General features: G+C 65.2%; 15 protein-coding genes and 1 pseudogene. 10 read left to right on the top strand and 6 right to left on the bottom strand.

What is annotated here, in order from left to right:
* Position 1: 1 nt before the first annotated feature.
* From nirD to AB3X89_RS28360, 5 genes are all read left to right on the top strand, one after another.
* Positions 2-367, top strand: coding sequence for a nitrite reductase small subunit NirD (gene nirD / locus AB3X89_RS28380; RefSeq protein ID WP_368586249.1), 366 nt, complete (start codon positions 2-4; stop codon positions 365-367).
* Between the two features lie 49 nt (positions 368-416).
* Positions 417-4,598, top strand: a complete 4,182-nt coding sequence (locus AB3X89_RS28375; protein ID WP_368586248.1) for a molybdopterin-dependent oxidoreductase — start codon at positions 417-419, stop codon at positions 4,596-4,598.
* A gap of 170 nt (positions 4,599-4,768) precedes the next feature.
* Positions 4,769-6,136 carry an MFS transporter gene (locus AB3X89_RS28370; protein WP_368586247.1) on the top strand — a complete coding sequence of 456 codons (1,368 nt, stop codon included), beginning with the start codon at positions 4,769-4,771 and terminating at the stop codon, positions 6,134-6,136.
* A gap of 118 nt (positions 6,137-6,254) precedes the next feature.
* On the top strand, positions 6,255-6,716 hold the full coding sequence (locus tag AB3X89_RS28365) for an SRPBCC family protein (RefSeq protein WP_368586246.1): 462 nt from the start codon (positions 6,255-6,257) through the stop codon (positions 6,714-6,716).
* Positions 6,700-7,065: an ArsR/SmtB family transcription factor gene (locus tag AB3X89_RS28360; RefSeq protein ID WP_368586245.1), complete on the top strand. Its 366-nt coding sequence runs from the start codon at positions 6,700-6,702 to the stop codon at positions 7,063-7,065. Before AB3X89_RS28365 ends, AB3X89_RS28360 begins: the two co-directional genes overlap by 17 nt.
* A gap of 176 nt (positions 7,066-7,241) precedes the next feature.
* Here the strand turns inward: AB3X89_RS28360 and AB3X89_RS28355 are convergent, their stop codons facing one another.
* Both AB3X89_RS28355 and tam read right to left on the bottom strand, forming a co-directional pair.
* Positions 7,242-7,607, bottom strand: coding sequence for a hypothetical protein (locus AB3X89_RS28355; protein ID WP_013089482.1), 366 nt, complete (start codon positions 7,605-7,607; stop codon positions 7,242-7,244).
* Between the two features lie 249 nt (positions 7,608-7,856).
* Complete coding sequence (gene tam, locus AB3X89_RS28350; RefSeq protein ID WP_368586244.1) at positions 7,857-8,654, bottom strand: trans-aconitate 2-methyltransferase; 798 nt, start codon at positions 8,652-8,654, stop codon at positions 7,857-7,859.
* 93 nt (positions 8,655-8,747) lie between these two features.
* Between tam and AB3X89_RS28345 the strand changes: the two genes are divergently transcribed.
* The 3 genes from AB3X89_RS28345 to AB3X89_RS28335 all read left to right on the top strand — a co-directional run bounded on the left by AB3X89_RS28345 (position 8,748) and on the right by AB3X89_RS28335 (position 10,857).
* Positions 8,748-9,647, top strand: a complete 900-nt coding sequence (locus AB3X89_RS28345; RefSeq protein WP_368586243.1) for a LysR substrate-binding domain-containing protein — start codon at positions 8,748-8,750, stop codon at positions 9,645-9,647.
* Positions 9,648-9,730: 83 nt separating this feature from the next.
* On the top strand, positions 9,731-10,354 hold the full coding sequence (locus tag AB3X89_RS28340) for a glutathione S-transferase family protein (RefSeq protein ID WP_368586242.1): 624 nt from the start codon (positions 9,731-9,733) through the stop codon (positions 10,352-10,354).
* 158 nt (positions 10,355-10,512) lie between these two features.
* On the top strand, positions 10,513-10,857 hold the full coding sequence (locus AB3X89_RS28335; protein ID WP_368586241.1) for a hypothetical protein: 345 nt from the start codon (positions 10,513-10,515) through the stop codon (positions 10,855-10,857).
* 99 nt (positions 10,858-10,956) lie between these two features.
* Here AB3X89_RS28335 and fabV read toward each other — a convergent pair whose 3' ends face one another.
* A complete protein-coding gene (fabV, locus tag AB3X89_RS28330; RefSeq protein ID WP_368586240.1) occupies positions 10,957-12,153 on the bottom strand; it encodes an enoyl-ACP reductase FabV in 1,197 nt (398 codons plus the stop codon).
* 134 nt (positions 12,154-12,287) lie between these two features.
* Here fabV and AB3X89_RS28325 point away from each other — a divergent pair, with 134 nt between their 5' ends.
* Complete coding sequence (locus AB3X89_RS28325) at positions 12,288-14,819, top strand: transglycosylase domain-containing protein (protein ID WP_368586239.1); 2,532 nt, start codon at positions 12,288-12,290, stop codon at positions 14,817-14,819.
* Between the two features lie 51 nt (positions 14,820-14,870).
* On the opposite strand, the gene AB3X89_RS28320 is transcribed toward AB3X89_RS28325, so the two are convergent.
* The gene (locus AB3X89_RS28320; RefSeq protein ID WP_368586238.1) at positions 14,871-16,223 is read right to left on the bottom strand and encodes an MFS transporter; all 1,353 of its coding nucleotides are present in this window, start codon (positions 16,221-16,223) and stop codon (positions 14,871-14,873) included.
* A 297-nt stretch (positions 16,224-16,520) separates the two neighbouring features.
* On the opposite strand from AB3X89_RS28320, the gene AB3X89_RS28315 reads away from it, so the two are divergent.
* Entirely contained in the window at positions 16,521-16,928 is a 408-nt protein-coding gene (locus tag AB3X89_RS28315) for a hypothetical protein (RefSeq protein ID WP_368586237.1), read from the top strand.
* 72 nt (positions 16,929-17,000) lie between these two features.
* Here AB3X89_RS28315 and AB3X89_RS28310 read toward each other — a convergent pair whose 3' ends face one another.
* Positions 17,001-17,447, bottom strand: coding sequence for a cupin domain-containing protein (locus tag AB3X89_RS28310; protein WP_368586236.1), 447 nt, complete (start codon positions 17,445-17,447; stop codon positions 17,001-17,003).
* Positions 17,448-17,451: 4 nt separating this feature from the next.
* Positions 17,452-17,784 (bottom strand): annotated as a pseudogene (locus AB3X89_RS28305) (NAD(P)H-dependent oxidoreductase); the annotation flags it as partial.
* Positions 17,785-17,911 lie beyond the last annotated feature (127 nt).

Below are 17,911 nucleotides of genomic sequence, written 5' to 3'. Positions count from 1 at the left end.
CATGAAGAACGAACGCTTGCCCCGCGCGTGGACCGCGATCTGCGCACTCGAGGACATCGTGCCGAACACCGGCGTTTGCGCGCTCGTCAACGGCGAGCAGGTGGCCGTGTTTCACGTCGAAGGCGGTCAATTGGAGTCGCCCGCCGCGCCCACGGTCTACGCGATCGAAAACTTCGATCCGGGTTCGCACGCGGCGGTGCTGTCGCGCGGACTCGTCGGCAGTCTCGGCGAGCGCATCGTGGTCGCCTCGCCGATCTACAAGCATCACTTCGATCTGCGCACCGGCGAATGCCTCGAAACGCCGTCGTATTCGGTCAGCGCGTTTGCCACGCGCGTCGAAAACGGCCAGGTGTGGGTCGCGGTTTGACGTAACGGCCTCGCTTCATCGTTCAGAGTTCTAACCAGATCATTCGCGTATGTCTGATACCAGCGTAAAGAGCGTGTGTCCTTATTGCGGCGTCGGTTGCGGCATGGTGCTGCACGTCGAGGACGGCCAGGTCGTGAAGATCGCTGGCGACAAGGAGCATCCGGCCAACTTTGGCCGGCTCTGCACCAAAGGGCAGTCGGCTCACGTCGCGCTGCGCAAGTCGGGGCGCCTCGAAGGCGCGTTCGTGCGTCATGCGCGCGACGAAGACCCGGCGCCGCTGCCGATGGCGCAGGCGTTGAGCGACACCGCGGCGCGTCTGCGGCGTGTGATCGACGAGCATGGTCCCGATGCGGTGTCGTTTTACGTGTCGGGGCAGATGTCGCTCGAAGCGCAGTATCTGGTCAACAAGCTCGCGAAGGGCTTTATCGGCACGAACAATATCGAAGCGAATTCGCGCCTGTGCATGGCGAGCGCGGCGAGCGGCTACAAGCTGTCGCTCGGCGCGGACGGGCCGCCCGGCTCGTACGAAGACTTCGATCACGCGGATCTGTTTTTCGTCAGCGGCGCGAATATGGCCGACTGTCATCCGATCCTGTTCCTGCGCATGATGGATCGCGTGAAGGCGGGCGCGAAGCTGATCGTCGTCGATCCGCGCCGCAACACGACCGCCGAGAAAGCCGATCTGTTCCTGCAGATCAAACCCGGCACCGACCTCGCGTTGCTGAACGGTCTGCTGCATCTGCTGCACGAAAACGGCGCAACCGATGCGGCTTTTATCGCCGAGCACACCGAGGGCTGGGACGCGATGCCCGCGTTTCTCGCCGGGTACACGCCGGAGAACGTTGCACGCATCACGGGCCTCGCCGTCGACGACATCCGTCGCGCCGCACAGATGATCGCGTCGGCCAAAGACTGGATGAGCTGCTGGACGATGGGCCTGAACCAGAGCACGCACGGCACGTGGCACACCAATGCGCTGTGCAATCTGCATCTGGCGACGGGCCGTATCTGCCGGCGCGGCAGTGGCCCGTTCTCGCTGACGGGCCAGCCGAACGCGATGGGCGGCCGCGAAATGGGCTACATGGGCCCCGGTTTGCCGGGTCAGCGTTCGGCGCTGGTCGCCGAAGATCGCGCGTTCATCGAAGCGCTGTGGGGGATCGCACCGGGCACGCTCAAAGCGGACGCGGGCAACGGCACGATCGACCTGTTCGCGCGCATGGCCGCGGGCGACATCAAGGCGTGCTGGATCATCTGCACGAATCCGGTCGCGACCGTCGCGAACCGGCAGACCGCGATCGCCGGTTTGCGCGCGGCCGAACTCGTGATCGCGCAGGACGCGTTCCTCGACACCGAAACGAATCGCTACGCCGACGTGCTGCTGCCAGGCGCTTTGTGGGCCGAAGCCGAAGGCGTGATGGTCAACTCGGAGCGCAATCTGACGCTGATGCAGCAGGCCATCGAACCGCCCGGCGCGGCATTGCCCGACTGGCAGATCATCGCGCGCATCGCGTGTGAAATGGGCTTTGCCGAGGCATTCAGCTATGCGAGCGCCGACGAAGTGTTCGCCGAACTCACGCGCGCGGCGAACCCGGCAACCGGCTACGACCTGCGCGGCGCGAGTCATCGCCGCTTGAAGGACGCGCCGCTGCAGTGGCCGATCGCGTCGACGGATTCGTGCGAGCGCAATCCGCTTCGCTATCTGAATGACGGCGTGAGCCAGACGCTCAAAGAGTCGGAAGATGGCAGCCGCCCGCGCATTGCTTTTCCGACCGCGAGCGGCAGGGCGAAGTTTTTCGCGCGCGCGTATGCGCCCCCGGCCGAGTTGGCCGGTCGTGAGTTTCCGATCGTGTTGAACACGGGCCGCGTGCAGCATCAATGGCACACGATGACCAAGACCGGCAAGGTCGCGATGCTGAACAAGCTGAACCCGGGACCCTTCGTCGAGATTCATCCGCACGATGCGGCCGAACTCGGCATTCGCGCGAAAGACGCGGTCGAGATCCGTTCACGGCGCGGCCGCGCAGTGCTGCCCGCCGTCGTCACCGATCGGGTGAGCGCGGGGCAGTGCTTCGCGCCGATGCACTGGAACGACGTGTTCGGCGACGAGCTTTGCATCAACGCGGTGACCAACGACGCGGTCGATCCGGTTTCATTGCAGCCCGAACTGAAAGTCTGCGCGGTCGCGCTGAGTCCGGTGACGGCCGATCGCGTCGCGGACACACGCAACGACGACGCGCTCTCTACCCCCACCGACGCAGCGGTTTTAGCGCCCAGCGCCAAGGATCAACCCATGCCTCGTATCGAAGCCCTCACGACTTTGCTGCACTTGCCGCCCGAGCCCGTATCGATGCCCGCGCTCAGCGATCCGGAGCGCGCGTATCTGGCGGGTTTCGTGAGCGGCCTGCGTTCGTCCGAAGCGCAAGGCCTCGACAACGTGCCGGTGCTGCCGCACAGCGCACCGTTCGATGCGGTGAAGCGGCTCTATGTCGATGGTCTGCTTGCGGGACTGTATAGCCGCAGCGCGACGACGGCCCGGGCTTCAGCCACCGCATTGCCGCCGCCTGCCGCGCAGGAAGAGGCCCGCGAATCGGGCGTGCGGATCGTGCGCACCCGGCCTAAGGTCACGCTGTTGTGGGCCTCGCAAACCGGTAACACCGAATCGCTGACCGAGCGTTACGCGACGCGTCTGATGGAATCGGGCTTCGAAATCCGCACTGCGTGCATGGCCGACTATCCGTTCGCGGCGCTCGCGAAGGCGCAGTACGTGTTGCTGATGACCAGCACGTTCGGCGACGGCGATGCCCCCGACAACGCGCAGGACTTCTGGACGCATCTGAACGCCGCCACAGCGCCGCGCCTCGATGGCGTGCGTTTCGCGGTGCTCGCGCTCGGCGATCGCAACTATGATCAGTTTTGCGGTCACGGCCGTCGGCTCGACGAGCGGCTCGCCGCGCAGGGCGCGCTGCGTCTCACCGAGCGCGTTGATTGCGACATCGACTATCAGTCGGGCGCAGATGCCTGGCTCGAACGCGTGATCGTCTGTATCAAGCAGGCGGATGCCGCACTGCACGCGGTGCCGCCGGGCGGCATGATCAACGCGGTGGTCGGCGCGGTACCGACCAAGGCGCGGCCAGCCGCGTCGCGCATCGTCGGCAACTTGCGACTGAACCGGCAGGGCGCGGTGAAGGATACGCGCTACGTGTCGCTGCAAACGGGCGAGACGACCCTCGAATACGAAGCGGGCGATGCGCTCGGCGTGTGGCCGAGCAACTGCCCCGAACTCGTCGACGAACTGATCACGCTGAGCGGTCTGCACGCGGAGGCATCGGTGCACGTCACGGGTATCGGCGACATGCGGCTCGCCGATGCGCTCACCAAGCACTACGAAATCGCGCGGCCGAGCGCCGAGGCACTTGCGTTCGTCGCCGCGCGCAGTCGCAACAGCGCGCTGGGCGATCTGCTCGCGCCCGAACGCAAGGCGGATCTGAAGCAATGGCTATGGGGACAGCAGCTCGCCGACGTATTGCACGAGTTTCCGGTGAACCTCTCGGCCGCCGAACTCACCGGCATGCTGAAGCGCCTGCAGCCGCGTCTGTATTCGATCGCATCGAGCCCGAAGGCGCATCCGGGCGAGGTGCATCTGACGGTATCGGCGGTGCGTTACAGCAACGGGCGGCGGCACCGCAAGGGTGTGTCGTCGACCTTTCTCGCGGATCGCGCAAGCGACACCGACGTCCCCGTGTTCGTGCAAAAGTCCGCGCACTTTCGTCCTCCTCATCACCCGGACACGCCGATGATCATGGTCGGTCCCGGCACCGGCATCGCACCGTTTCGCGGCTTTCTGCATGAACGGCAGGCACGCGGCGAGCGCGGGCGCAACTGGCTGTTCTTCGGCGAACAACATGCCGCGACCGACTTCTACTATCGCGACGAACTCGAAGCGATGCGCGCGAGCGGTCTGCTGACCCGACTCGACGTCGCGTTCTCGCGCGACCAGGCCGACAAGATCTATGTGCAGGACCGCATGCGCGAACACGGTGCGCAACTGTGGGCATGGCTCGAAGACGGTGCGCATTTCTATGTATGCGGCGACGCGAACCGGATGGCACGCGATGTCGATGCGGCGCTGAAGGACATCATCACGACGCACGGCGGCATGAGCGAAGAGAAAGCACTCGAATACGTGAGTCGTCTGACGCGCGAAAAACGCTATGCACGCGACGTGTATTGAGCCACCGACGCATTTCGAAAAAGGCCTTAAAAAATGCATCAAAACACGCAGCATGATGGCATGACGCTTGCATACCGAGTCCCGGTTAAAACTCCGGGCGAGATGCCGGTGCAAAACACAAGTAACGTATCAACCGGACTACCAGGCATTTTATTTACCGAGGATCTCTGATGAAAAACGTGATGCACTCCCTGCGAAGTGGCGATTGGCGCGCACTGGTCGCCTGCTTTCTGTATTTCGACACGGGCTTCACCGTCTGGGTGCTGTATGGGCCGCTCGCGCCGTTCATCAGCAAGAGCATTGCGATGACGCCCGCGCAACAGGGTCTGCTCGTTGCGGTGCCGGTATTGTCCGCGGCGATTCTGCGCGTGACGCTCGGCAATCTGTATCAGTCCGCGCATGGCAAACGCATTGCGTTAATGGGCGTGTTGCTCTCGGCGGTGCCGACGATCGTGCTGCCGTTGCTGCAATCGGTGCCGTCGTATGAAACGCTGCTGGTGCTCGGCGTGTTCCTCGGCGTCGGCGGCGCCAGCTTCGCGGTCGCACTGCCGATGGCCGGCAGCAACTATCCGCCGAAGGTGCAGGGCCTCGTATTGGGGCTGGCCGCGGCCGGCAACATCGGCGCGGTGCTCGACGGCTTCCTGTTCCCTCAACTCGCAACGCGTTACGGTTGGCAACTCGCCGCGGGCGGCGCCTTGCCGCTGCTCGCGATCGCCGCGATCACGCTGTACTTCTGGGCCAACGACGCAGGTGTCAAAACCGGCAGCGTGCTGCGCGCTTTCGGCAGCTTCGCGACGACGCTCGCCGGCCTGATCGTGCTCGTGCTGCTCGTCGAAGCGGGGCTGTTCGGCGCGGGCAAGACCGGCGTGCTGCTGTTGCCGGTGGTCGGCGCGCTGCTCGCGATCGCGGTGCTGCCGCAACGCTACCGCTCGGTGCTCGCCGAGCGCGATACGTGGGTCATCATGCTCGTCTATAGCATCACGTTCGGCGGTTTCGTCGGCATGTCCTCGTATGTGTCGCTGCTGCTGACCAACCTGTATCAACTGTCGAAGATCGACGCGGGTCTGTTCATGGCGCTGCTCGCCGCGACCGGCGCGATGGTGCGTCCGCTCGGCGGTCTGATTGCGGACCGCGTGTCGGGCGTGCGCGCGCTGACCGTGCTGCTCGCGATCATCGCGATTTGTGACTTCCTGTTCGCGACGGCGATGCCGTCGTTCGCGGGCGGCATCGCGTTGCTGCTGTGCATGTACGTCGCGTTCGGACTCGGCAACGGCGCGACGTTCCAGCTCGTGCCGCATCGCTGGGCCGGCCGCACTGGCCTGATGTCGGGCATCGTCGGCGCGGCGGGCGGCATCGGCGGCTTCTATCTGCCGGTCGTGATGGGCATCGCGAAGGAGAGCACCGGTAGCTATCAGATGGGCTTCGCGACGTTCGGCACGCTGTCGGCGTGCGCGTTCCTTGCGATCGTCGCGCTGCGCCGGCCGTGGATGGCGTGGTCGATGCAGGCCGGCGTCATGCATGCGCATGCGACTGAGTGAGGCACGGAGCGCGGCGCTCGGTCGAGCCGGCGCCGCGCGCATCATGCGCTGAAAAAAGCGCAGTCGAATGCTTGCATATCGGCGGCGGTGTTTCTAATATGAAGCCTGGAGGCTGCATATGAATTCATCGACCGATCGCATCGAAAAGCAGATTCTGTTGAAGGCGCCGCGCTCGCGCGTCTGGCGCGCGCTGGCCAACGCCGAGGAATTCGGCAAGTGGTTCGGTGTGAACCTTGCCGGCAAGCAGTTCGTCGCCGGGCAATCCACGCAGGGGCACATCACCTATCCGGGCTACGAGCACCTGGTGATGGACGTGCTGGTCGAGCGTGTCGAGCCCGAGCATCATCTGTCGTGGCGCTGGCATCCGGCCGCGATCGACATCACGATCGACTACACGCCGGAGCCGACCACGCTCGTTGAATTCGATTTGAGCGAAGTCGAGTCCGGCACGCTGCTGCGCGTCGTCGAATCGGGCTTCGACCAGTTGCCGGTCGGGCGCCGCGCGGAAGCGTTCCGGCTGAACGACGGCGGCTGGGGACAGCAGATGCTCAATATCGAACGATATGTCGGCGCGAGTTAAGGCGGGCTCCGCGAAGGCAGGCCTCAAGGCGACGACGCTGCGCAATTCGGCGGCGGTGTTCGCGGCGCTCGGTGACGAGACGCGCCTGCGTCTCGTCGCGGCGTTGTGCGCGGGCAGCGCGATGTCGATCGCGCAACTGACGGCCGGCACCGACATCACGCGGCAGTCGGTCACGCAGCATCTGCAGGTGCTGGCCGACGCGGGGCTCGTACACGATGTGAAGGTCGGACGCGAGCGCCTGTGGGCGTTCGAGCCCGCGCATCTCGACGCGGCGCGCCGCGCGCTCGACGCGATTTCGCGGCAGTGGGATCAGGCGCTGCTGAAGTTGAAGAGGGTGGTGGAGGAATAAAGGGCGGGGCGGTCGCGGCGCTTGCGCGAACGAACAAAGATGACGCGCGACGGCGCGTAACGCATTTTTTACCGATTCCAAGCAGCGCAGCGTGCGGGCTAGAGCGGAACAACGCAAAAGGGGCCAAAAATTGGCCCCCAAAACACCGCAAAAAAGGAAGAAAAGCCAGCCCGCGGCTAATCGGCGATCCGCTTGTCGGCTAGCGCGCTCTGACAGTCGGCGATCACCTGCCGGACGAGCCGGGCTTGCGGATCGAGTTCGTCGGTATCGAGAATTTCCTCGACCGCGTCGCGCGCCCAATCGGTATCCACGAAGCGCGCGTGGCGCCGCGCGATTTCGACCGCGGTGGCCGACAGCTTCGCGATGCACAGCCAGTCGGCTTCGCGCGCGCGGCGGTCGAGCCACTTGTGCGCGGACTGCACGTGAAACGCCGCGTCGGGCCAGTCTTCGTTCAGATAATAAGCGCCGAGGCTTCCGCATGTGAGCCAGCACAACAGCTCAAGGCGGTCACGGGGACTCAGATGTTGGCGTACATCACTCATGGCGACGCTCGCTGCAGTAAATGGCTTCCCGGTGAGGCCGGCGGGCGCCGTCCTCCGCTTTTTATACACATTAGCATGCGGAATTCCCGGGCGGCAATTCCTGACCAACCCTAGCGTGCGGCACCGCAACAGGCGAGCTTTCGGGCGAGGCATCCGCGACGTGCGCGGGACGCCCGGTCGAGCCCGCAGCATTCGCCGGCCTCCCCGCCGCACGGCGCTCAGCGGCTTGCGCGGTTTCCGGGCGCGGACTCAGCGTTGGCCGCGCGTCGCGACGATGAAAAGCCGCGGAAACGGCAGCAGCACCGTGCCATCGGCGAGCGCCGGGTAGGCTTTGGCGATTTCGTCGCGATAGCGTTGAAGAAACGCGCTGCGTTCGGCGTCGTCGAGCGCGGCGAGAAACGGCCGCAGCGCGCTGCCCTTGAACCATTCGACCACTGCGTCGGCGCCCGCGAGCGGGTGGTGATAGACCGTGCGCCACACGTCGACGCGCGCGCACAGCGGCCTGAGCAGCGCGTAGTACCAGCTCGCGTCGTGGCGCACGGTGCGCTCGACGCCCATCAGCCTGGACGCCCAAGGTCCGTCGGCGGCGATTTCGCGCAACAGCCGGTGCGCCGGTTCGTCGAGATTGGCGGGCATCTGCACGGCGAGGCTGCCGCCCGTGGCCAGTTTTGCCACCAGCGCGGGGAACAGCCGCTCGTGGTCAGGCACCCATTGCAGCACCGCGTTCGCGAGGATCACGTCGAAGGGGCCACGGGCGTCCCACGCCGACACGTCGCCGATGTCGAAGCGCAATTGCGGCAGCCGCCGACGGGCCGCCGCGATCATGTCGGCCGAGCTGTCGATGCCGCTGACCGACGCGCCCGGCACCCGCTCGGCCAGCATCTCGGTCGAGTTGCCCGGGCCGCAGCCGATATCGACCGCGAGCCGCGCACCTTCCAACGGCACCGCCGCGAGCAGATCGCGCACCGGCCGCGTGCGCTCGTTCTCGAACAGCGTGTACTGCTTCGCGTGCCAATCGCTGTGCTCGTTGGTCGTTTTGCCGGTCATCTTTGGCTCCTTCGTGGGGTCGTTGCGGCCATTCTCGGCCGCGATCAGCCTCGAGTAAAATGAATTTATGATTCCGATTACTTCATTTTTCTAATGAAAATCGACACGCTCGGCGTACAGGCATTCGTCGCGATTGCCGATCGCGGCAGCTTCCAGAGCGCGGCGGATTCGCTGCACGTGACGCAAACGGCGATCACGCAGCGGCTGCGCAAGCTCGAAACCTATCTCGGCGTGACGCTGATCGAGCGCACCACGCGTTCGATGGCGCTCACCGACATCGGCCGCAATTTTCTGCCGCAGGCGCGCCGGCTGCTCGGCGAGCTGGCCGACGCGCTCGTCGAAATCCGCGAAACGGGGATCGCGCGACGCGGCGACGTGTCCATCGCGTGTGTGCCGACCGTCGGCGTGCAATATCTGCCGCGCATCCTGCAGGCGTATTCGGCGCGCTATCCGCACAATCGCATCAAGATTCTCGATCACGCGTCGTCGGCGGTGGAAGAGGCAGTGTTGCGCAGGGAGGTCGAGTTCGGCATCAATATCGCGCGCGAGCATCATCCGGATCTCGCTACCGTGCCGCTCACCGAAGACCGCTATGTGCTGATCTGCCACGAAGACCATCCGCTCGCGAAGCGGCGGCGCATCGCGTGGCGGCAGTTGCAGGCGTTCCCGCTGATTTTCGCCGGCGAGGTCAGCGGCAACCGAGCGCTGCTCGACGTCGCGTTGGCATCGAGCGAGCTCGCGCTGCGGTCGTTCTACGAAGTGCAGCGCAGTTCGACCGCGGTCGGGCTCGTCGCGCAGCGTGTCGGCGCGGCCGTGGTGCCCGCGCTCGCGCTGCAGAAGGGCGCGTATCCGAGCGTGCGAACGGTCGAGCTCACGCAGCCGACCGTGTCGCGCACGCTGGTGCTGGTCGCGCGCAAGACCGCGCAGTTGTCGCCGGCCGCACAGGCGCTGTACGACATGATCCGCGAACAGGCGACGCTGAAAAGCGGATGACGCCGCGCCGCGCGCAAGGCAAACTCACTGGCTGCTGAGTTTGATTCCCTCAACCGTTCTACCGACGCGAGATACAACAACTGATGCTGCAGATACTCGGCAAGACCACCTCTATCAACGTGCGCAAGGTGCTGTGGACCTGCGCGGAACTGGGGCTCGCGTTCGAACAGGAAGACTGGGGCTCGGGCTTTCGCTCGACCGATGTCGCCGAATTCCGCGCGCTGAATCCGAATGCGATGGTTCCCGTGATTCGCGACGGCGACTTCGTGCTGTGGGAATCGAACTCGATCATCCGTTACCTCGCGAACCGATATCGCGGTGACGCGCTGTATCCGGCCGATCCGGTCGAGCGCGCGCGCTGCGATCAATGGATCGACTGGCAGGCGAGCGAATTGAACCGCTCGTGGAGTTACGCGTTTCTCGCACTCGTGCGGCACTCGCCCGAGCATCAGGACCCGCGGCAGATCGCCGCGTCGTGCGCGAACTGGTCCAGGCATATGGCGATCGTCGAGCAGCAACTCGCGCGCACCGGCGCTTATATCGCGGGCGACGCGTTCTCGCTCGCCGATATTCCGATCGCGCTGTCCGCGAACCGCTGGCTCGAAACGCCGCAGCAGCACGACGATTTGCCGGCGGTAGCCGCTTATATGGCGCGCCTCGCCGAGCGCGACGGGTATCGCAGCTATTGCCGTAACGGCACGCCGTAATCATCGATTCGTGCGAGCGTCGGCAGACCCGCGGATGCTGGCAGATCCCACCCTCAATGCTTACGCATTGCTTTCGAATTGAAGCACCTGACGGCTGCTGCGCGTGCAGCCCGCGTCGCCTACAATGGCGCCCATTTAGCGACATTGAAGGTCCAACGATGCGGGTAACAAAATTCGCGCTGGCTGTGCTGACGGCGTGCTTCACTCTGAACGCGAGCGCCGAGATGACTGCCGCCCAATACAAGAAATGGGCGCACGCCGACAACAACTCGATCTATGCGGCGTACATTACCGGCACGATCAACGCGTTCGGCTGGGCGAACGGCGATCTGGTCTCGCGCAAACAGCGGCAGCTGTTCTGTCCGCCAGAAACGCTCGCGATCGGCAACCAGACGGTTTATCCGCTGCTCGATGCGTTCTTCGCGAACCACCCGGGCATTTCCGACGATTTTCCGATCGGGCTCGCGATTCTGCGCTCATTGCAGGGCGCGTATCCGTGCTGACGTGTGTGCGGAAGGGGTGAGGGGAGGGAGTAAGGGGAGGCAGTCGAGCGGGGGCAACAGCAGGGGCGAACTCGCGATGCGGGCCCGCCCCTCGGGGAATCAAACCTGCACGAGATTCGAAATCTGCACGTCCGGATTGACGTCCGCCTCGTAGTCGACGCCCTTCATTTCAAAGCCGAACAGACGCAGGAAATCGGTCTTGTAGCCGGCGAAGTCAGTGAGTTCGTAGATGTTGTCGTTGGTCACCTGGTTCCAAAGCTCCTGCACGCGGCCTTGCACCTGCGGATCGAGTTCCTTGTAGTCGGCGCGCAGACGGCCCTCGTCGTCCAGATGCGGCTGGCTGCCATAGAGACTGTCCTTGTACAGGCCGTACACCTGTTCGATGCAGCCTTCGTGCGTGCCTTTTTCCTTCATCACCTTGAAGAGCAGCGACAGATACAGCGGCATCATCGGAATCGCCGAGCTTGCCTGCGTGACGACCGCCTTCAGCACCGCGACACGCGCATCGCCGCCTTTGGCCGCGAGCTTTGCGCGGATGCCGAGCACCTTCTGGTCGAGATCCTTCTTGGCCGCGCCGATCGAGCCGTTCCAGTAGATGTCGTGCGTGATCTTCTCGCCGAGGTAGGTGAATGCGGTGGTCTTCGCGCCGTCGGCGAGCACACCGGCTTCGCCCAGCGCGTCCATCCACATCTGCCAGTCCTCGCCGCCCATCACCGCGACCGTGTGCGCGATTTCTTCCGGCGTCGCCGGTTCGAGCACGGTTTCCTTGATCACTTCCTTGTCGGTATCGATGCCGCGCAGATTGACTGCCTTGCCGATCGGCTTTAGCACCGAGCTGAACACTTCGCCCGTTTTCGGGTGCTGGCGCTTCGGCGCCGCGAGGCTGTAGACGACCAGATCGACCTGGCCGAGATCGCGTTTGATCACTTCGATGGTGCGCGCCTTCACTTCGTCGGAGAACGCGTCGCCGTTGATGCTGGTCGCGTACAGGCCTTCGGCGGTGGCGAACTTCTCGAACGCCGCGGTGTTGTACCAGCCGGCCGTGCCCGCCTTGGTTTCGCTGCCCGCGCGCTCGAAGAACACGCCGAGGGTCGACGCGCCCGAGCCGAACGCGGCGCTGATGCGCGCGGCGAGGCCGTAGCCGGTCGACGCGCCGATCACGAGCACCTTCTTCGGGCCGTTGGCGATGGGGCCGCGTGCCTTCACATACTCGATCTGTTCCTTGACGTTGGCTTCGCAGCCGGTCGGATGGGTCGATACACAGATGAAGCCACGCACACGCGGTTTGATGATCATGAAGCACCTCTTGTCGGAATTGGCGACATTATAGTGGCCCCGCCGAGGCCGCACGCCATCCCGCGAAGGGAGCAAAAATCGGCGCACCCCCCACATCTTGGTACGATTGCGCCTTTCCCAGCCGACGACAGTACGTGAAGCGCCTCTTTTCCTCCTTTCTGGCGGCCCTCGACAAAGGGCTGACCCTCGCGAACCCGCTGTTCGCGAAGGCCGCGTGGCATCTGCGCCACCCGACCCGCCGCACGTTCGCATGGGGGCTCGCCGCGCTGCCGGTGCTGTTCGTGCTGTACGTGCTGCTGCTGATTCCGTTCACGCCGAGCATCGGCGACATCCGCAAGGCGAAGATCGAGCAGCCCGCGCAGATCCTGTCGGCGGACGGCAGGCTGCTCGCCGAGTTCAAGCCGTCGAACCGCGAGTGGGTCAAGCTGAAGGACATCTCGCCGAACGTCGTCAACGCGCTGATCGCGACCGAGGATCACCGCTTCTATCAGCATTTCGGGCTGGACTGGCGCCGCACCGCTTCGGCCGCGCTGCACACGTTTTCCGGCGACCGCCAGGGCGGCTCGACAATTACCCAGCAGCTCGCGCGCAATCTGTATCCGGATGAAATCGGCCGCGCGCCGACGCTGACGCGCAAGCTGAAGGAAGCGATCACCGCGCTGAAGATCGAGGCGTTCTACACGAAGGACGAGATCCTCGAAACCTACCTGAACACGGTACCGTTCCTGTACAACGCGTACGGCATCGAAATGGCCGCGCGCACCTATTTCGACAAGTCCGCGTCGGAGCTGAACGTGCTCGAAGCGGCGACGCTGACCGGCATGCTGAAGGGCAACGCGTACTACAACCCGGTGCTGAACCCCGAGCGCGCGTTGCAGCGGCGCAATACGGTGCTCGCGCAACTGGTCAAGTACGGCAAGCTGACGCCCGCGCAGTACGACGGGCTCGCCCGCAAGCCGCTGCGTCTCGACTTCGAGCGCCAGATCGAGCCGCCCGGACCCGCGCCGCATTTCACGCAGCAACTGCGCAAATGGCTGGTCGCGTGGGCCGATCGCAACGACTACAACATCTATTCCGATGGACTCGTCGTGCGCACGACGATCGACTCGCGCCTCCAGACGATGGCGACCCAGGCGGTCACGCTGCAGGGCAACCAGTTGCAGAACATCGCGAACTCGGCGTGGGGCACGCGCGCGGGCTGCTCGGCGGACAAGGACCTGCTGCGCACGTTCCTGCGCGAAACGCCCGACTTCCGCGCGGCCAAAGACACGGGCCTGTCCGACGACGACGCGCTCAAACAGCTGTTCGCCGATCGCAAGCTCGTGCAAAGCGTGTGCGACACGAAGACGCGCGTGCAGGCCGACTTCCTCGCGATGGACCCGCGTACCGGCGAGATCAAGGCGTGGGTCGGCAGCCGCGACTTTGGCGTCGATCCGTTCGATCACGTGCAGCAGGCGCGGCGTCAGCCGGGCTCGACGTTCAAGCCGTTCGTCTACGCGGCGGCCTTCGAGGCCGGCGCGAAGCCCGACGACAAACTGCCCGACAATCCGGTCCAGATCGAACTCGCCGGCGGCGAACTCTGGAAGCCGAACGACGAGGACGAGCCGAGCGGCCGCATGATCAGCCTGCGCGATGCGCTCGCGTATTCGCGCAACCGCATCACCGCACAGGTGATGGAGTCGGTCGGTCCGAAACGGGTCGCGAAGCTCGCGCGCGCGATGGGCGTGCGCGACAGCCAGCTCGACCCGGTGCCGTCGCTCGCGCTCGGCACGAGCCCGGTCACGCTGAAGGAAATGGTGTCGGCGTACGGCACGATCGCGAACCTCGGCAGCTACGTCGAGCCGCTGATGGTCACGCGCATCGAGGACCGCAACGGCAACCTGCTGGCCGAATTCAGCCCGGCCACACCGAAGCGCGAGTTGCCCGCCGACGCAGCGCGCACGCTCGTCGACGTGATGCGCGACGTGGTCAGCCGCGGCACCGGCGCGAGCATCCGCACGCGCTTTGGCGTGCGCGGCGACGTGGCGGGCAAGACCGGCACGACCCAGGGCAACGCGGATGGCTGGTTCATCCTGATGCAGCCGCAACTGGTGGCGGGGGCGTGGGTCGGCTTCAACGACAGCCGCGTGACGTTGCGCAGTGACTACTGGGGGCAGGGCGCGCATAGCGCGCTGCCGATCGTAGGCGATTTCTTCCAGCGCGCGCAGCGCTCGCGGCTCGTCGACAGCCACATGAAGTTCGATACCGCGCAGCAGCCCGGCTGGTTCGCCGAGCGCGCCGAACGCTTGCGCAACTGGATCGAGAACCTGTTCACGCGCACGCCGACGCAGGCGGATAAGCCGGTCGTGGCGCGTGCACCGGCGCGGCGTGCGCCGGTGGCGCCGGTGCAGCCGCCGGGGTCTGCCGTGGCCTCCCCGGCGGGGTCAGAGGCAGCGGGTGCGTCCGAGGTGCCGGGCGAAGTGCGCGAATTGCCGCCGTTGCTGCCGGCGCCTGGGTCGGGGCCGGAAGGGGCTCCCACGACGCCGCCCGGCAATACCGTCGACGGTGAAACCCGTGGCGGTGGTGCGGCCGCGCTCGCGCCGACCCCGACGCCAGACGACGTCGTGCCGCCCGATGCGGGCGCTCAGGACGGCGCAGGGTCGAACAACGGCAGCGCGGTGAACTGAATGCGACCCGGGCGCTGCCCGGGTGCGTATCGAACTGGGTGAGGCAGAAGGCTAGGACCTCGCGACGCCCGTTTCACCCGACGGCCGCGCATGCGGATTCCCATGCACCGTCTCGAGCGACGTGTCGTGATGCAGCAGCAACACTGCCGCCATCCCGATCAGCCCCGCGCCCGAGAGGCATAGCAGCCCCGCGCCGAAGCCGCCGGTGCTGTCCTTGATCCAGCCCATCGCGAACGGGCCGAAAAAACCCGCCAGATTGCCGAGCGAATTGATCGCGGCGATGCCGCCCGCGGCCGCCGCGCCCGACAGGAACGCGGCCGGCAAGGTCCAGATCACCGGCAGGCAACCGAAGATGCCGAAGCCGGCAATCGATAGCGCAACCATCTTCAAGACCGGATTGTCGAGCCCGGCCGCGACCGCGATGCCGCCCGCCGCAATGAACAGCGCGATCGCGACGTGCCAGCGGCGCTCGAGGTGTCGATCCGAATGCCGCCCCCACACGATCATGCCGATCAGCCCGACGACGTACGGCAGCGACGTGACGAAACCGGTCTGCAGATTGGTCAGACCGAACGCCTTCACGATCTGCGGCAGGAAGAAGCTCAGGCCGTAGTTGGTCGCGTTCGCGCCGAAATAGATCAGCGCGATGGCGAGCACGCGCGGATTTATCAGCGCCTCCTTCACGCTGAAGTGGCGCACCGCCTCGCGATGCTCACGCTCCTGCTTCTGGCGCGCGATCAGCCATTCGCGCTCCTCGGTGCTGAGCCAGGTGGCATCGGCGGGCTTGTCCGTCAGATAGAGCAGTACCGCGACCGACAGCAATACCGCGGGCGCCGCCTCAATCAGATACAGCCACTGCCAGCCGCCGAGTCCACCGATGCCGTCGAGCGACAGCAGTGCGCCGGAGATCGGGCCGCCGATCACCGTCGACAGCGGAATCGCCGCCATGAAATAGCCGACCACGCGCCCGCGATACGCGGCCGGAAACCACAAGGTCAGCAGAAAAATGATGCCCGGGAAAAAACCGGCCTCGGCGATGCCGAGCAGGATGCGCAGGCCGTAAAACACGTGCGCGGGCGAGAGCCCGGTGAAGCGCGCGATGTCCGGGATGAAGGCCATCGCGCCCGCGAGGATGCCCCACGAGAACATGATCCGCGCGATCCAGCGGCGTGCGCCGAATCGTTCGAGCAGCAGGTTCGACGGCACTTCGAAAAAGAAGTACGCGAGAAAGAACACGCCCGCGCCGAAGCCGAACGCGCTCGCGGAAAGATCGAGCGCCTTGTTCATCTGCAAGGCCGCGAAGCCGACGTTGACGCGATCCAGATAAGCGATGAAGTAGCAGAGCATCAGAAACGGGATGAGCCGCATCGTGACGCGATGAAGGGTACGTGCCTCGAGATCCATATGTGTCTCCTCCGGTTCGGCGACCGGTGTATGCCGCTATGTGGTGGGGGTCCGTCCGCGGTTCGATATGCCAGTCTGTCGAACAGGCATCGCTACAGACTAAACGCTCCAAAGGGATTCTGGAAGCTCTTTCGTGAACCACATGGTCCGCTCATTGCGGACTTCGTCGCGGCATCGTGCTCGTGACCATTGTTAAGAGCCGCGCAACAGTGTTTTCGGTTGTATCGGCTGATCTTGCGCGAACGATTCCGGATAATTACTGCCTGACTAATCAGTTAAAAATGCAGGTGATCCACGATGTCGAATCAGGGTTCGGACAGTCTTGCCGGAGCGTGCGCAACGGTGCGGGTATGCGAAGCCGAGTGCGCCGCGCGAGTGGCGAGCGCAGAAAGGAAGAGGGCGCCGCTGCTCACGCGTGTGAGCGCAGCGGTCGCAGTGGCGCTCGCGTGCGCGAGTCTCGTCGGCTGCGCGTCCAGCACGGATGTGGTCGCGAGCGGCAAGCCCGGCAGCTATACGGTCGCCGCTAGCGCGACCGGCGGGCGCATGGCCTGGGCGCGCGCGCACGAACTCGCGATGAACGAGGCGCGCGACTACTGCGATCGTCGCGGCATGCAAAGCAGTGTGAACAGGGAGACGGTCAGCGGCGTCAGCGCGATGACCGAGCACGCGTCGTCGGTCAGCTTCGAGTGTCATCCGCGCTTCTGATGCAGCGTTGCGCGCGCATCGTTGCACCTGCATCGATGCGCGCGGGCGGCGAGGGCCGCCGCACGATGACGATCACTTTTTATCGAACGTCACCAGGTGTTGGTCGTTCGTATCCGCGACGAAAATCGCGAGCAGTTTTGCCGGCTCGGTCGTGCTCGCGTTCTCGCTGACCTTGTGATGCGCGCCGGGCTTCTCGGTCCACGATTCGCCCGCATGGTAGACGCGCTCCCCGCCGTTATCGACGCGGCTGCGGATCGCGCCCGACAGCACATAGCCCACCACGAACGCCTGGCCATGCCGATGCGGCGCCGACTTGCCGCCCGGCGCATAGTCGACGACGAGCGCGGTCATCGTCTTGCCCGGCACGTTCGCGATCGGGACGGCGAAGGCGGGGGCGATGGTTTCGTGAGGGGCTGCGCGCGCCCGGGCGGTCTCGGCGGCATAGGCGGACTGCCATGCGCCCGTGATCGCCACGCCGGCCAGCAGCGCAGACGCGAATAGAGTGCGGATCGTGTTCATAGCTTCACTCCACGTCGGCCTGGCACAACGCCTCGGCTTGCTGGTTTGCCACCCGTTCGCCTTGCGCCCACTGCGCCGCAACCGTGGCCAATTCTCCACGCGCACGTTCGAGCGCCGCGGCCCGCGCTTCGGGATTGGCGAACTGCAGCGGCTGCGCATCGACGAAAGTCGGCGCGTCGACGCCAAGAAAACCGAATGCCGCCTTCAGCGCCGGCGTCAGCGCATCCATCGATTCATACGGCGAGCCCGCGCGCAGATCCGCGCCGAGGCTCGTGATGAACAATGCCTTGTGCCGGCCGAGCTGCCCGACGATGCGGCCGTCTTCCGCGTGCAGGTAGGGGTACGGCCAAGATTCGGTCGAATTGCTATCATAAGCCCTACGGTTATGAAGTCGATTCTCCTTATTCAATGGCAGCATAAGCCAATCAAGCCGTGAACGCCTCTCCGAACTGCCGTGCCCGCTT

Source organism: Paraburkholderia sp. BR14320 (assembly GCF_040948665.1).
GTDB classification, from domain to species: Bacteria; Pseudomonadota; Gammaproteobacteria; order Burkholderiales; family Burkholderiaceae; genus Paraburkholderia; species Paraburkholderia youngii.
This window is presented reverse-complemented; position numbering and strand designations above follow the sequence as displayed.